The organism is Chitinophaga sp. CF418 (assembly GCF_900142925.1).
Lineage (GTDB): Bacteria > Bacteroidota > Bacteroidia > Chitinophagales > Chitinophagaceae > Chitinophaga.
In genome coordinates this window covers 102378-117091 of record NZ_FRCN01000007.1, presented here as the reverse complement: position 1 = coordinate 117091, position 14714 = coordinate 102378, and the positions used below count along the sequence as shown (strand labels likewise).

Below are 14714 nucleotides of genomic sequence, written 5' to 3'. Positions count from 1 at the left end.
TCAAATAGCATTTATGGGTAAAAAAATATTGCTGCTTGCAGTGCTTGCAGTATTAGTGGGTGTTCTTTCAGGTATAGCTGGTGTCGTTTATCAGAAAGTGTATATCGAAACTGTGGGTGAAGGCTTCGTAAATATCGCCAGCGTAAAAAATATCATGATGGGTTGTATACTGGGTACATTGGTAGCCGCCATCGGTTACTTCCTGATCAGCCTCGTCCTCAAAGGTAAAACAGACATGGTGTTTAACCTGCTGTTTGTCATCCTTTCCTTCGCCAGTATCCTGGGACCAATAGGTTTCAGAATGCCGCTGGAGCAGGAATCGCCGGAATTATTCCCCGGACTGGCAGTGCCTATGCACTTCTTTCCAGCCCTCGGATGGTTTGCATTGAAACCATTATTCGGCAAATCAATCTAAACTGTTCACAGATACGTTATAAAGAAAACGCCCCTGTCGGAGCGTTTTTTTTATACCTGTGAATTTCTGTTGTTATACGAATGAACTGAACCCCGTAATAGCACGGCCCACAATCAAAGTATTGATCTCCTTCGTGCCCTCGTAAGAGTAGATCGCTTCCGCATCCGCTACAAAGCGGGCTACGTTATACTCCAGCAATATCCCGTTACCGCCCATTACTTCTCTGGCTCCTCTTACCACATCGCGTGTTCTGAGTGAACAGAATACTTTCGCAAGAGACGCATGTTCGTCTGCCAGCAATCCCTGGTCCTGTAATTCAGATAAACGGTACACCATAGTCTGCATAGCCGTCAGGTTGGACAACATTTCCACCAGATGGTTCTGTATAAGCTGGAAAGAGGCGATCTGCTTTCCGAACTGCTTTCTTTTCAGGGTATATGCCAACGCATTTTCATAGGCGCCACGGGCACATCCCACTGCCAGCCAGGCCACGCCCGCACGGGTCATACGTAATACTTTGGCGGTATCCCTGAAGGAATTAGCATGCTCCAGGCGGTCCTTCTCCTCCACCACACAGTCCTTCAATGTGATCAGCCCATTCTGCACAATACGCAGGGCCATTTTGCCGTGCATCTTTTCTGCACTAAATCCAGGGGTCCCTTTGCGCAGCAGGAAGCCTTTTACCTGGTTATCGTCCACATCCCTTGCCCAGATCACCACCACATCCGCAAAGGTGGCATTGCCAATCCATTTCTTCTCTCCGTTCAATACCCAGGTATCCCCTACCCGCTTTACTGTGGTCGTGAGCCCTCCAGCAGCCCCGGATCCTACCTCGGGCTCAGTAAGACCGAAAGCCCCGATCTTTTTCAGCTGCTGCATATCAGGCAACCATTCCTTCTTCTGGGCTTCTGATCCCAGCAGGTATATGGAGCCCATCGCCAATCCGCTCTGAACACCGAAAAAAGTGGCCATAGAACAGTCCACCCTGGCTATTTCCATGGTAACGATCCCTTCCATCAGGAACGACTTGTTTGGTCCGCCATAGCCTTCATATGTGGAGCCGCAGATGTTCAGGGCCGCCAGCTTGGGCAACAGTTCAAACGGAAACTCTGCTTTCATCCAGTATTCATTGACTACCGGCTGGATCTCCTGTTCCATAAATTCCCTTACCCTTAGCTGAAGCGCTTTGTCCTCGGGGGATAACAGACTGCTGAGGTCATAAAAATCCCCATTTACGGGTGGCAATTCCTTTTTCTGCCCTCCGCCACTGCTCTGCAGCATTCTCATTAAACCGGACAACTGCTGGTCATTCATCTTACCAACGGTTGCCATTACCTTCGGCAGATCTATCTTCTCTGATAAACGCTCTAATTGTTCAAAATCAATGCTCTTCAGCAAGTGGAAGGCCTGTCTTATGGTGGATAATTTAACTGCCATGGGATAGATTTAGTGCATTAAATTACCCAAAACTGTCAAATGTTTACTCCACCTGGAATATTAATTTGGAGGAGTCTGTTGACAAACGGATGTGGGATATTTCATGTTCCACCTTTTCCGTTACCTTCTTGCGGGCAAACAAATTGTAGGGGAAACGTAACCAGATCTTGAACTTAATGGCAGGTTCTTCATTATCCAGCCTGTAACCAAATCTTATTTCTCTGATCTTATTTCTTCCCAGGGCATTGGTTAGATGACGGACTACTGCCGTCGGATTTTCCAAAGTTGTGTATTCTTGCATGATGGCTTAGGTTTAACCCTCCTAAAAGGTACTTTCAATAAAAAAAATATGACGTTAACACCAATTCACAGGGGTTTCGGGGAACAGGATCTCGGGCTCTACTATAAATTTTCAGATCTAAACAGGTATCTTTGGGCGAACACCTTCCATTATGTAAACGCGGATGAAACTATACCTATTCTCTCCCATTGAAAAAAAATACCGGGAGGAATTCGATCACCATACGATGCTGCAGAACATAAAAGTTGCAGCACTTCTCGCACTCATCGTTGCCATCACCGCGACGACGGCACGTGTCATATCCTGGTTCGTCCCTTACCAGGCAATGCTTTCATCCAATCAGTTTAACGAATACCGGATCATTAACAACTATTCTATCAGCGCTTCCTTCCTTTTTGCTGGCCTGCTTTTTTTTATCTGGAAGAAGTCTGCTCCAAAGCATCAAAATCAATACCATTTTATCAGCATCCTCTACTCATTGTCATTTATCGGCACGTGTATGGCCCTTACTTTTGTGGCGCAACATAACCCGAAAAACACAATGACAATGTTGCTGTTAGGCATGATCACCGTGGGCGTACTGCTGGTTCTCTCACTCCGCAACCTCTTGCTGATAGCGGGTTCCACCATTGTTACATTTGTGTTATTCTTCCATATGTTCCAGGTGTCGCCCGATACCCGGGCACTCAATTATGTGGTGTTCTGGCTGATCATTACCTGCTTTCTGTTTATTTCCCGCCTCATATATTCATATCATGCGAACTATTTTATCAAGCTCAAAACTATTGAGGACAAGAACAGGGAAATTGAAAAAGCCAACCAGCTAAAGAATAAAATACTGGCTATTGTGGCACATGACCTGCGGAACCCTATTTCCGGAATAAGGTCCGTAACACACCTCATGCAGGAATACCCCTATACGAAAGACCAGGAGGAAAAATACCTCTACTGGATTATGGATGCCTGTAAAACGGCCGACCAGATCATTGAGGAATTGCTCATGGCAGCCAAACAGCGGGAGCTTGACCTTTTGCAGACAGATTATGTATCACTTAATGACTGGCTGAAGCACGTGCGGGACAACTGGCTGCAGAAATCGAACTTTAACAGGGAAATAGGGCTGGAATTGCCGCAACAGGAGCTGAAAGCCCGCATCCATACCGGGAAGATGCAAAGAGTGGTTGATAACCTGCTGCACAATGCAGCGAAATTTACACCAGCGGAAGGTTATATAACATTAGGTATGCAGCAGCACAGGGGCGGCGTACGTATATCCATCAAAGATACAGGTATTGGTATTCCCGAGAAATTGCTCCCCACACTATTCGACCAGTTTACTGCTTCCAGCCGCCAGGGATTGAACAATGAACCGTCCAATGGCCTTGGACTACATATCTGTAAACAACTGGTGCAGGAACACGGCGGCAGCATTTATGTCAGCTCCAAAGAGAACCAGGGCACCATTTTTAATATAGACCTCCCCTTTACACTACTATAAGTAGTACTTATTATTTCCCGTCCCCAAACAGCTGCAACGCCTCTTTATCCTCATACTGCACAATCAGGGCCTTTAAGCGCTTTTTCAGATCAGCGATATTTCGTGCCTGCGATTTCTCCCCGTAGATATTATGTAATTCCTGCGGATCTTTTTGCAGATCATACAGCTCCCAATAATCCGCCGGGCCATAAAAACGCACCAGCTTATACCGCTGCGTACGGATACCGAAATGTGGCGACACGTGATGAGGTTCCGGATATTCGTAATAGTGGTAATAAACTTCCTTCCGCCAGTTCAGCGTATCTCCCTTACCGTTCACCAGGGGCATAAAGGAAGTACCCTGCATATCCGCAGGCGCCTTTACACCGGCAATATCCAGTAAGGTAGGCGCCCAGTCAATATTCAGCATAAAACCGCTGGTAACTGAGCCGGGAGTAATAACACCCGGATAGCGCATCACGAAAGGAGTGTGGAGGGATTCTTCGTAAATGAAACGTTTGTCAAACCAGCCATGCTCTCCCATATAAAATCCCTGGTCGGAGCCATAGATCACAACCGTATTTTCCGCAAGACCTGTACTGTCCAGGTACTGTAACAGACGGCCTATATTCCTGTCAAGTGAACGGGCCGTGGCCAGGTAATCTCTCACATAACGCTGATATTTCCAGGCGGTCAGCCCCTCGCCTGTGAGGTGCAGGGAATCAAATTCACGGCTGATTTTATTCTCATAGTATTCATGGAACGGGGCATATTGTTCCGGCGTAAAACGGCTGTATTCACCATAGCCGTTCTTACCATAGTTGAGATGTACTTTCAGATCTTCCTTCAGTCGCATTGTTTTCGCAATGGTCATGTCCTGCTTTTCAGCAGCCTGCCTGCCCTGGTAATTGTCGCTAAAGCTGGCGGGCAGGGGAAAACGGATACTGTCATAAACGCCCAGATCGGGAATATCTGGCAGCCATTCGCGATGCGTAGCCTTTTCACCTACGATCAGCATAAATGGACGGGCAGTATCCCGGTGGCTCAACCAGGATACTGACAGGTCTGTAATAATATTGGTAACATATCCGTTCATCCGCACCGTATCGTTGGGTGCAGTAATGAAGTCCGGATTATAGTATTTGCCTTGTCCCGGGAGGATGTTGAAATAGTCAAAACCTCTTGGCAATGTACCCAGATGCATCTTGCCTATCCAGGCTGTCTGGTAACCGCTTTGCTGCAGAATGCCGGGGAAGGTCCGCTGGGTGTTGTCAAACTGCTTTTCATTCAGCGGGTATCCATTTTTATGGCTGTATTTACCCGTCAGTAAGGTAGCTCTGCTGGGGCCACAAATGGAGTTTGTGACCATCGCGTGGTTGAACAAAATCCCTTCACGGGCAATCCTGTCGATATTCGGCGTTTGCACATACCTGTTACCATAGGCGCTAATGGCCTGGGAAGTGTGATCATCCGAAAGAATAAAGATGATATTTGGTCGTTTCGACTGTCCGCTCAGTTTAGCGGTCGCAAGGAGTACAATTAGTGCTACAAATACAGATCCGATACTGGCATTTTTCCACATAGCCATAAAGATACTCAATTAGCCATAGTATCCCAGTGCCTGTAACTATTCTCAGATATACGATGTGGCGCCTTTTCCACGATCTTCCACATGTACGACCTCGAGTATACGTGTGGCAATTGCATTCACTAATTGGGGATCCGCTGCATAGTCTGCATTAGGCTGCAGGTCGCCATTGCCCTGTAACAGATAATCGATAGAGTGATCCTCATCGAGTACAGCTTTATAGTGCTCTATCCCCTTTGACTCGTGAGGTTGAACAACAACTACATAGTTGTCTCCTTTCAAATCAAAATCTAATGTAAAATCTTTCATACGGCATTTTGTTTAGGAAGAACAGTTGTATGTAATCTAAATATAACAAAATTAAGGCCATGTGGTTGCAAAAATATTTCATTGCTCTTTAGTCTTCTTTTGCCCCTTTTTCTCCTGTAAACCAGTGCTCTTTCTGCTTAAAAAGTACATTAAAGGTAGTAAGTGATCCGTATATTCTGGTAACATATTGCTGCAGATTTATTTTGTCTTCATCGCTTAATTGCTTGTGACTATTTATCTGCTGTTCCAACACACGAAGGCGGTCGCGGACCATTACTATTTTATGAAAAAACGCTTCAATAGGTATCTCCTTGGGCTTCAATGAGGGATCTTTAGGTTGCAGTGTCATTATGCCTCCTTCCCATCTTTCACCCAGAGGAACAATCTCTGTCAGGCCTCCCCAGAGCCGTAATATTTTCAGCAGGGAGGTTTCAACAGATGATACTGTTTCCAGCTCAATGCTCTGATTTTCTATATGTAATATTTCAAAAAGAGGGTCTGTTTTATCTATCTCAATAATGCCCTGGTCCATAAAGGTGACAACATATTGCGCGTACTTTACGCCGATGATCACTCCGGGGCCATAACGTGCGTGCTGTACCCTCGATCCTTTACCGGCAATTAATTCTTCCATTAAATGTGAAATTTACCTGACAATATAATACAAGTTATTGAAAAAGTGTAGTTTATAAAATATCATTCCATATTCACGATCGCTTTTATAACGCCGTTAGCCGGGTTCAGCCAGCTTTCAAATTCATCTTTTACCTCCCCGAAACGAACCCGGTGGGTAATATAAATGGTAGGATCGACTTCCCCGCTTTTCATAGAGCGGATCACATGTTCAAAATCCTCCCTGGTAGCATTCCGGCTGCTCATGAGGGTGGCTTCCCTTTTATGGAACTCCGGGTGGCTGACGGAGATCTCTCCCTTCTGAAGACCAACCAGTACATAACGGGCTCCATGCGCCATGTAAGCAAAGCCATTATTTATAGCCTGCTGGCTGCCTGTAGCGTCTATTACCACCGTCGGCATATCATCTCCGGTAATCAGCTTTAAAGTGGCCATAACATCCTCCGTTTTCGCATTAACAGTATGGGCCACTTTCAGCTTTTCTTTACAGAAGTCGAGACGGCCCTGGTTAATGTCCATAGCGATCACCTGTGCACCGGCAATCCGCGCAAATTCCATAATACCCAGCCCTATAGGACCAGCCCCTATCACCAGAACGAATTCTCCGGGTGTAACACCGGCACGGCGCACCCCATGTGCCCCAATGGCCAATGGTTCTACCAGGGCCAGCGCATCCATGCTCAGGCCTTCCCCGTGCACCAGGGATGCCGATGGCACAGAGAGATATTCCACCATACCACCATCTACATGTACACCGCATACTTTGATGTTTGTACAGCAATTGGGCTTCCCATTCCGGCAGGCAACACAGGTCCCGCAATTAAAATAGGGTATAAAGGTAACCGGCTCACCGGCAGTAAAACCCGGCGCATTATCAAAAGAAACCAGTTCCCCCGCCAGCTCATGACCCAGGATACGGGGATAGGAAAAATAAGGCTGTGTTCCTTCAAATGCATGCAGATCGGTACCACAGATGCCTATCCTTTTGATCCTGATAATAGCATGATCAGCGGTCAATACAGGCATATCAGTTTCTCCATATTCAAACTTACCGGGTGTGGTACAGGTGAGTATTTTCATAAAGTGTTTATATTGTACCGGGCTAAAATAATAAAAAAATAACCGCCCGGTATAAAAACCGGACGGCCACATATGTAAAGAACCGTTCTGCGTAATTATTCTTTTGACACTTTGAGACTGGTAGAATCCTTACCGGCCTTTTTCTTACCGTCTGCCTCCTTCTTTTGCTCTTCCGCCTGTTTCTTCGCAGCCTTCTCTTTCTTCTTATAATAACCTCTTAACAGGAAATTATGTTTTAAGGCCTCCATATTCTCACTAAAACCTTCCGAGCCTTTCCTTATGGACTTGGCTGTTTTCTTTGCTTCCGTCATAGTACCCTCCAGGCTGGTCGCAAGGCTGTCACTATACAATAACCTGCCAATACTTCCTTTTCCATGGTTGATCTGTGTGGCGATGCCTGCCAGCTGTTCGGTGATCACTTCTGCATTTTCAGCCACGCCGGAAAGCCTGTCCAACACGTGGTCATAGTTCATAGGATCAATTGCCTGAATGGTGTCCTTATCCTCCACCGGCGTGGCATTTTCCGTACCGGAGCTGAGCGTGATCAGCTTATCTCCCATCAGGCCATCTGTACTGATACCTGCCACCGCTCCCTTCTTAATGAAGGGCTTTACCTTTTCCTTGATACGCAGAGCAACACGGGCTGTTGTGTCAGATAATATATCAATACTCACCACGGTGCCTACATCTATGCCAACAAAACGGACATTATTGCCCACCTGCAGGCCTCCGACGTTCTTAAAGGTTCCGTAAAGCACAAAAGTTCTTTGAAACAGGTTCTTATTTCTTCCTATCAGGAAAATACCCACTAATAATAACCCCAGCATAACTGTAGCAAAGATGCCTACCTTAATCTTTTGTTGCGTTTTCTGCTGCATACTTTACTATTTAAAAAAGTTATTAATGAGTTCATCCGGCGATTTAGTGAGTTCGTCATATGTACCTGTCGCTATAAATTCGCCATCATTCATCACTGCAATACGGTCCGCCACTATGCGGGCGCAGGCTATATCATGCGTGATAATAATGGAAGATGTTTCATATTTTTCCTGCAGCTTCACGATCAATTCACTGATCTCCCGGGAAGTGATAGGATCTAATCCGGTAGTAGGCTCGTCATACAATATGATCTCCGGCCGGAGTATCAATGTACGCGCCAGTCCTACCCTTTTACGCATCCCCCCCGAAAGATCGGCGGGATATTTATCGATCGCTTCTTCCAGGCCAACACTTTCCAGTACATCCTTTATCCGCTGTTCCATCTCAGCTTCATCTTTCATTTTCAGCACACGGGTAAGGGGGAACAACAGATTTTCACGCACGGTCATCGAGTCATACAGGGCGCCGCTCTGAAAGAGAAATCCCAGCTTGCTCCGCAGTTCCTTCAGCTCGTCATCAGAGAGATCTTTCACTTCTTTACCCAATACCTTTAAACTGCCGTCATCCGGCTCCAGTAGTCCGGCGATACATTGAATGGTCACGGATTTACCCTGACCGGAGCGCCCAAGTACTACTATATTTTCTCCCTTATGAAGTTCAAGGTTAATATTCTTTAATACTTCATTATCGCCGAACGATTTTTTCAGATGTTCAATACGTATCACAACATCATCATCGACGGCAGTCTGCGTTGCTTTTTCCTGTACAAGTGTATCATTCATACTTGTCTGCTTAAACATTTAATAATAGATCAGGTTCGTGACCTGCACCGCAATAGCATCTATCAGTATAATCCATAATGAAGCGCTCACCACGGCGGAATTAGCAGCGCTGCCCACGCTCTCTGTTCCCCGGGACGAGTGATAACCTTTATAGCAGCCCACAAAACCGATCGCATATCCGAAGAAAAATGTCTTCACCACAGAAGGCAACAAGTCACTGAATTTCAGTGCATTGAAAGACTTCCGAAAGAACAATGCCATACTAACATGCTCCTGTACATTCACACCGACCCAGCCACCCAGCAGGGCCAGTGCATCAGCCATAATCGTTAGTAAAGGCAGCATCATGGTACAGGCCAGGACGCGTGTCACCACCAGGTATTGTATCGGGTTGGCGCTGGATACCTCCATGGCGGCTATCTGTTCCGTCACTTTCATACTTCCCAGTTCAGCGCCTATGCTGGAGGCTATTTTACCTGCACAGATCAGCGCTATGATAACGGGACCGATCTCACGGACAATAGAAATAGATACCATACCGGGCACATAACTCTCTGCACCAAAATCTTTTAGTGTAGGCTGTGTCTGCAGTGTCAGTACGAAACCAATGATAAAACCTGTAATCGCCACCAGGCCGATAGAGCGGTACCCTACAATGTAGCATTGACGGAGGAATTCTCCCCATTCAAATCCATCGCGGAAAATATTACGGGCAAACTGGCCGGTGAAAACAACCTGGTCGCCAACTACTTCCATGTATTTATTAAAAGCTGATGTAAGCACACTGGCCATAATAGTACGCATTGGGTTAATTGATACAGGTAGTGGAAATGATGATCCCTGATATAAAAGATGGAATTTCATGCCATGGTGGGAAATGATGATTTTCAGGCAGAAACAGCAATAAAAATATACTTGATTGGGTAATATTCTACCCAACCTGTACAAAGAAACATAGCATTTCCAGATACTGTTTATTATTTTTGAAAAGAATATATACAATTCTATGGTTCATTTAAAAAGATGCCACCTGTATCTGCTGTTGTTGCTGTTTGCCCTGGCCTGTGGAGAAAAGAAGAACACAGACTTTACAATAGAAAAGATCCCCGATCCCATGCAGCATGGTGGCTATGTAAGCAACCCCGATCACCTTGTCAGCCAGGAAACTGAAGCCGCACTCAATAATCAGATGCGGCAACTCGACCAGTCAGGCCGCGCCCAGGTGGCAATCATACTGCTGAATACCATCGGCGATAAAGTACCAAAAGATGTAGCACACGATGTTTTCAGACTGTGGAAACCCGGGCAGAAAGGAAAAGACAACGGCCTGGTGGTATTACTGGTGAATGACCAGCACAGGATAGAATTTGAAACCGGTTATGGTCTGGAGGGCGACCTGCCCGACGTAATCTGTTTCCGGATACAACAATCCGAAATGCTGCCTTCATTTAAGCAGAACAATATCGATGAAGGCATGCTGAAAGGAATGACAGCGCTGGTGAATGTACTACAGCCGGCTACAGATTCCACACAGGCTGCCGGGACAAGCAATGCGATACCAGCCGCCCCCGGAGAGGCTCCTGTCGACATGGGCGAAACCGCAGGTACTGCTCAACAGCAAACATTCGCTGATTCCGATGTCACTGCACCTGAACCGGAACATGAGCAACCAGGTCTCGGTTCGCTGATCCTGTATGTACTTTACGCGTTATTTGCCACCATCTTCGTGGTAAGACCTGGCATTGCCAAAAAACATAAGGATCTCGCCCGGTTATTCAAGACAAGTATATGGCATAAGATCTGGATCTATGCATTGCCATTTGTGCTGCTGCTTATACTGGTGAATATCCCGGGATTTTCATACCGCTGGTGGATGCTTCCGGTTATTGCGTACTTCAACCTGCTGACCTATCTGAGCTACCGTGCTTTTGCCATCAATAAAAACGCCGGTATTTTACTGGGAGGCTTCGACCGCCATGTACAATACGAAACATTAAACCTTGCCCATGCCAATAGCTGGGTGTCCGCCATCATCTTTCCTGTTCCCCTGCTGGCCTATTCGAGATGGCACATCGCGCGGATGAACAAGCTGCGCTATGATCCCTACGATTGTGAAATATGCCATCAGCCGATGCAGCTACTTAAAAAAGGAAAAAAACTGGAGATGCTGGAGCCTGTACAGGTAGCAGAAGATAAAGTAGGTGCTGTCATTTACGATGTATGGAGCTGCAAAAATTGTCATGATAAAAAGGTGCTGGGTTACCGGAACCTCCGTACCGACGCCAAAAACTGTCCCTCCTGCAATGCACTCACCTATATCGCAGGTAGCCGCAAAATAGTAAGGCGGGCTACGACCAGCCGCGAGGGAGAAGGTATTCAGCATTACCTCTGTAAATACTGTAATTATACTCATGAGGAAACTTATGTTATTGCTAAGTTATCTTCAGGAGGATCTTCCGGTTCCTCTTCAGGCTCATCCGGCTCTTCATCCTCGTCTGGTGGCTGGGGAGGCGGCAGTTCAGGAGGTGGCGGAGCCGGTAGCAGCTGGTAAAAAATCCGATCCCTGATCATGATCATTGTTTATTGTCCGGAATAGGGATATTTTTGCATCTATGAATTCTGAAAAACAACTGAGGAAAGGACCTAACTGGTGGCGTCAATTTGACTTTTTAGGGATGCACCTGCTGCCTATTCTGGCAATTTTCACGCACGTGACAGCATTTGACTGGATTTTATGTGCCGCATTGTATGTAGCTCGTATGTTCTTCGTAACAGGCGGGTATCACCGGTATTTTTCCCATCGAACGTTCAAAACCTCCCGTGTGTTTCAGTTCATTCTGGCGGGAGGTGCGCAGAGCAGTTTACAGAAAGGCGTGTTATGGTGGGGAGCTAATCACCGCATCCATCACAAACACAGCGATACTCCTGAAGATCCGCACTCAGCTAATATATATGGTTTCTGGTATGCTCACATGGGCTGGATCATGGGACCAGAATATAAACCAACCCGCTACGACCTGGTAAAAGACTTCAAACAACCGGAACTGTTCTGGCTGAATAAATATCACTTCGTTCCCGGACTGGTACTGGCTGTAGCGGTGTACTTTGTGGGTAACAAAGTGAACGGTGCTGGCTGGTTCGACTGGAGCGCCGGTCTCTCTACCCTGCTGATCGGTTTCTTCCTGAGTACCATCTTCCTGTATCATGGTACCTTCACTATCAACTCCCTGATGCACAAATGGGGCAAACCCAGGTATAACACAGGCGATTTCTCTAAAAACAGCCTGATCCTGGCGCTCGTTACCCTGGGTGAGGGATGGCATAACAATCACCACTATTACCAGAGTGCAACCCGTCAGGGCTTCTTCTGGTGGGAGATCGATATCACCTATTATATTCTTCGTACACTTGGCCTTTTTGGTATTGTATGGGAGATCAGGGGTGTTCCGGAAAAAGTAAAGACCAGTAATCTGCTTACTGAAGAGGCGAAAGCAGAGGTTAGGGCTGCTAACAGAAGACTGGTAGATGCCAATAGATAGAATCATTCACCTTCTTTAAATAATGAGGCTCAGTGTGTAAGGCACTGAGCCTCAGTTGTTTTTACAACTCCTATCTTCTCTAGCTTCGGCATGGTTTGTTTGCTGTTAAAAATTTACGCTAAGTAGCTCCGGTTTCAGAATGGGATGGCGGTCGGCGCCTCTCTGGATAGCTATTAAGCGTTATCAAGCGAATAGGATTTTGAATATGGATTGAATGGCATCGGTCGTGTCACCCGAGAGCCGAAGGCCCGCCATTCCCATCTGAAACCGCTGCTACTTCCGCTCTCCCTACGATAGTATATTGGGTCCTGCTTGTCAGGACGATGATGGTAAGCATTTCTGAATGCCTTACAGCCCGGTATTACAGTTTCCAGGCTATAAGCGGAAGTCAATAAGCATGATGGCTTCAGGTAGGAATCGCACAATAGTATCGCACACATTACAGCACTCCCAAAACATAAGCGGAAGTCAATAAGTATGATGGCTTCAGGTGGGAATCGCTTCAAATATACCCGCACCTATACCCTACAGGCGCTATAGTCCTGCTTTACACCTGCTTTTGTATAGCGTTCGCTATAGAATAGTGCCTGTAATGCTATAGTAGAGAGCCTATAGGCTATAGCTGCAACCGAATCTGTACTGTAGTGCAAGCTTATTTAGTACCAGATCACCCCCAGGTGCCCTATTTATTACAAGCAAACCTTTGATTTAAACATCTGATGTTTCAATCAAACATCATACCTTTGTAAAACATCAGACGTTTAATCATGGCAAAAGCAATTAAACTGGCCGACCAGGTCATATATAGTCTACAACAGGACATCTCCCTGGGAAAATACAAGCCAGGAGAGCTCATCCCACCGGAACCTGTGCTAATGGAGCAGTTCGGCGTAGGGAGATCTACTATTCGGGAAGCGATCAAGACGCTCTCCAATGCCGGAATATTGAAAGTACAACAAGGCGCAGGCACTTTCGTCTGTGAACCCAGAACCAGCGCAGAACCGCTGGATCAAAGACTCAGACGGGCCGCTATGCAGGAAGTGAATCATGTACGCCAACTGCTGGAAGTGGAAATAGTACAGCTGGCCGTACAGCACCGGCGTCAGGAGGACCTCGACACCCTGCAGTCCCTGCTGGAGGAAAGATGGCAGGCTATTACTGCGGATAATTATGATGCCTGTGCCGACGCCGATATACGCTTTCACAAAGCCGTGGCCACAGCCTCCCACAACAGCGTGCTGGCAGATCTCTACCAGACCTTCACAAGCGTGATCATGGATGGCTTTCGGCAAAGGGAAAAGCCGCACGTATCACAGTTCCAGCAAACGCACGACCTGCACGTACAGCTCGCCGCGGCCATCGCACAACAACAATCCGACAAGGCCATTCAGACTGTAAAGGCCATCCTTGAAAATAATTTCTAAATAAAATTGTCATGTCCATTCTCGTATTTACATTAATTCTCCTGGTCGGCGCCTTTACGGCCGGTATGCTGGGGTCTCTTACAGGTCTGGGAGGGGGCGTTGTATTGATACCCCTGCTGACACTCGTCTTTCATGTCGACATCCGTTATGCAGTAGGCGCCTCACTGGTAGCCTCGATCGCCAACTCATCCGGAGCGGCAGCAGCATACATTAAGGAAGGTATTACCAATGTCCGCATAGGGATGTTCCTGGAAATAGCAACGACTACCGGCGCAATTGTCGGTGCAATACTGGCTGTATATACGCCTACGCACCTGGTGGCCATCCTCTTTGGTTTTGTGCTGTTATTCTCTGCCGTTATGACCTTAAGAAAGAAAACTGAGCATGGAGATGGTGGTAGTGGTAGCAAACTAGCTAACATCATGCGGCTTAACAGCACTTACCCGGTGAATGGTCAGGACGTACCCTATAAAGTACGCGGAGTGGCAGGTGGTTATGCCCTGATGACAGTGGCCGGCGTGGTTTCCGGTCTGCTGGGTATTGGTTCAGGTGCACTCAAGGTACTGGCAATGGATGGCGTCATGCGCATACCCTTCAAGGTATCTACTACTACCAGCAACTTTATGATCGGGGTAACGGCTGCCGCCAGTGCGGTGATCTACCTCCAACGCGGATATATCGATCCGGGCATCGCCATGCCGGTAGTACTGGGCGTACTCGCAGGGGCATTCGGTGGCTCAAAGTTGTTGATGAAACTGAATACACGCAAACTCAGGATCCTCTTTTGTGTTGTGATCAGTGCACTGGCGCTGGAAATGATCTATAACGGTTTTACAGGGAAATTATAAGC

The 14714-nt window shown here is 46.8% G+C and carries 15 protein-coding genes; 6 read left to right on the top strand and 9 right to left on the bottom strand.

Annotation, left to right across the window (positions count from 1 at the left end):
* Nucleotides 1-13 precede the first annotated feature (13 nt).
* Entirely contained in the window at nucleotides 14-415 is a 402-nt protein-coding gene (locus F3I09_RS16530) for a hypothetical protein (RefSeq protein WP_149696145.1), read from the top strand.
* A gap of 72 nt (nucleotides 416-487) precedes the next feature.
* Here the strand turns inward: F3I09_RS16530 and F3I09_RS16525 are convergent, their stop codons facing one another.
* Together F3I09_RS16525 and F3I09_RS16520 are read right to left on the bottom strand one after the other, a co-directional pair.
* Complete coding sequence (locus tag F3I09_RS16525; protein WP_149696144.1) at nucleotides 488-1852, bottom strand: acyl-CoA dehydrogenase family protein; 1365 nt, start codon at nucleotides 1850-1852, stop codon at nucleotides 488-490.
* Between the two features lie 43 nt (nucleotides 1853-1895).
* On the bottom strand, nucleotides 1896-2153 hold the full coding sequence (locus F3I09_RS16520) for a hypothetical protein (protein WP_149696143.1): 258 nt from the start codon (nucleotides 2151-2153) through the stop codon (nucleotides 1896-1898).
* Between the two features lie 163 nt (nucleotides 2154-2316).
* On the opposite strand from F3I09_RS16520, the gene F3I09_RS16515 reads away from it, so the two are divergent.
* The gene (locus tag F3I09_RS16515; RefSeq protein ID WP_149696142.1) at nucleotides 2317-3651 is read left to right on the top strand and encodes a sensor histidine kinase KdpD; all 1335 of its coding nucleotides are present in this window, start codon (nucleotides 2317-2319) and stop codon (nucleotides 3649-3651) included.
* Between the two features lie 10 nt (nucleotides 3652-3661).
* Here F3I09_RS16515 and F3I09_RS16510 read toward each other — a convergent pair whose 3' ends face one another.
* The 7 genes from F3I09_RS16510 to F3I09_RS16480 form a co-directional block, all read right to left on the bottom strand.
* Complete coding sequence (locus F3I09_RS16510) at nucleotides 3662-5218, bottom strand: sulfatase (protein ID WP_149696141.1); 1557 nt, start codon at nucleotides 5216-5218, stop codon at nucleotides 3662-3664.
* A 45-nt stretch (nucleotides 5219-5263) separates the two neighbouring features.
* A complete protein-coding gene (locus tag F3I09_RS16505; protein ID WP_149696140.1) occupies nucleotides 5264-5527 on the bottom strand; it encodes a hypothetical protein in 264 nt (87 codons plus the stop codon).
* A gap of 88 nt (nucleotides 5528-5615) precedes the next feature.
* Entirely contained in the window at nucleotides 5616-6161 is a 546-nt protein-coding gene (locus F3I09_RS16500) for a hypothetical protein (protein WP_149696139.1), read from the bottom strand.
* 62 nt (nucleotides 6162-6223) lie between these two features.
* Complete coding sequence (locus tag F3I09_RS16495; protein WP_149696138.1) at nucleotides 6224-7240, bottom strand: zinc-binding alcohol dehydrogenase family protein; 1017 nt, start codon at nucleotides 7238-7240, stop codon at nucleotides 6224-6226.
* Nucleotides 7241-7335: 95 nt separating this feature from the next.
* Nucleotides 7336-8118 (bottom strand): MlaD family protein, encoded by a 783-nt coding sequence (locus tag F3I09_RS16490; protein ID WP_149696137.1) that lies wholly within the window; start codon nucleotides 8116-8118, stop codon nucleotides 7336-7338.
* Between the two features lie 6 nt (nucleotides 8119-8124).
* On the bottom strand, nucleotides 8125-8901 hold the full coding sequence (locus F3I09_RS16485; RefSeq protein WP_149696136.1) for an ABC transporter ATP-binding protein: 777 nt from the start codon (nucleotides 8899-8901) through the stop codon (nucleotides 8125-8127).
* An 18-nt stretch (nucleotides 8902-8919) separates the two neighbouring features.
* The gene (locus F3I09_RS16480; RefSeq protein ID WP_223233264.1) at nucleotides 8920-9705 is read right to left on the bottom strand and encodes an ABC transporter permease; all 786 of its coding nucleotides are present in this window, start codon (nucleotides 9703-9705) and stop codon (nucleotides 8920-8922) included.
* A gap of 202 nt (nucleotides 9706-9907) precedes the next feature.
* Here F3I09_RS16480 and F3I09_RS16475 point away from each other — a divergent pair, with 202 nt between their 5' ends.
* The 4 genes from F3I09_RS16475 to F3I09_RS16460 all read left to right on the top strand — a co-directional run bounded on the left by F3I09_RS16475 (nucleotide 9908) and on the right by F3I09_RS16460 (nucleotide 14712).
* The gene (locus F3I09_RS16475; protein ID WP_149696411.1) at nucleotides 9908-11452 is read left to right on the top strand and encodes a YgcG family protein; all 1545 of its coding nucleotides are present in this window, start codon (nucleotides 9908-9910) and stop codon (nucleotides 11450-11452) included.
* A 61-nt stretch (nucleotides 11453-11513) separates the two neighbouring features.
* The gene (locus F3I09_RS16470) at nucleotides 11514-12440 is read left to right on the top strand and encodes an acyl-CoA desaturase (protein WP_149696135.1); all 927 of its coding nucleotides are present in this window, start codon (nucleotides 11514-11516) and stop codon (nucleotides 12438-12440) included.
* Between the two features lie 767 nt (nucleotides 12441-13207).
* Complete coding sequence (locus tag F3I09_RS16465; RefSeq protein WP_149696134.1) at nucleotides 13208-13864, top strand: FadR/GntR family transcriptional regulator; 657 nt, start codon at nucleotides 13208-13210, stop codon at nucleotides 13862-13864.
* 11 nt (nucleotides 13865-13875) lie between these two features.
* On the top strand, nucleotides 13876-14712 hold the full coding sequence (locus F3I09_RS16460) for a sulfite exporter TauE/SafE family protein (RefSeq protein WP_149696133.1): 837 nt from the start codon (nucleotides 13876-13878) through the stop codon (nucleotides 14710-14712).
* The last annotated feature ends 2 nt before the right edge of the window (nucleotides 14713-14714 follow it).

Bases quoted from the DNA above. Each gene is read 5' to 3' on its own strand.
- F3I09_RS16525 (WP_149696144.1), bottom strand. From the start codon at position 1,852: ATGGCAGTTAAATTATCCACCATAAGACAGGCCTTCCACTTGCTGAAG.
- F3I09_RS16520 (WP_149696143.1), bottom strand. From the start codon at position 2,153: ATGCAAGAATACACAACTTTGGAAAATCCGACGGCAGTAGTCCGTCAT.
- F3I09_RS16470 (WP_149696135.1), top strand. From the start codon at position 11,514: ATGAATTCTGAAAAACAACTGAGGAAAGGACCTAACTGGTGGCGTCAA.
- F3I09_RS16480 (WP_223233264.1), bottom strand. From the start codon at position 9,705: ATGCGTACTATTATGGCCAGTGTGCTTACATCAGCTTTTAATAAATAC.
- F3I09_RS16495 (WP_149696138.1), bottom strand. From the start codon at position 7,240: ATGAAAATACTCACCTGTACCACACCCGGTAAGTTTGAATATGGAGAA.
- F3I09_RS16530 (WP_149696145.1), top strand. From the start codon at position 14: ATGGGTAAAAAAATATTGCTGCTTGCAGTGCTTGCAGTATTAGTGGGT.
- F3I09_RS16465 (WP_149696134.1), top strand. From the start codon at position 13,208: ATGGCAAAAGCAATTAAACTGGCCGACCAGGTCATATATAGTCTACAA.
- F3I09_RS16475 (WP_149696411.1), top strand. From the start codon at position 9,908: ATGGTTCATTTAAAAAGATGCCACCTGTATCTGCTGTTGTTGCTGTTT.
- F3I09_RS16505 (WP_149696140.1), bottom strand. From the start codon at position 5,527: ATGAAAGATTTTACATTAGATTTTGATTTGAAAGGAGACAACTATGTA.
- F3I09_RS16490 (WP_149696137.1), bottom strand. From the start codon at position 8,118: ATGCAGCAGAAAACGCAACAAAAGATTAAGGTAGGCATCTTTGCTACA.
- F3I09_RS16515 (WP_149696142.1), top strand. From the start codon at position 2,317: ATGAAACTATACCTATTCTCTCCCATTGAAAAAAAATACCGGGAGGAA.
- F3I09_RS16460 (WP_149696133.1), top strand. From the start codon at position 13,876: ATGTCCATTCTCGTATTTACATTAATTCTCCTGGTCGGCGCCTTTACG.
- F3I09_RS16500 (WP_149696139.1), bottom strand. From the start codon at position 6,161: ATGGAAGAATTAATTGCCGGTAAAGGATCGAGGGTACAGCACGCACGT.
- F3I09_RS16510 (WP_149696141.1), bottom strand. From the start codon at position 5,218: ATGGCTATGTGGAAAAATGCCAGTATCGGATCTGTATTTGTAGCACTA.
- F3I09_RS16485 (WP_149696136.1), bottom strand. From the start codon at position 8,901: ATGAATGATACACTTGTACAGGAAAAAGCAACGCAGACTGCCGTCGAT.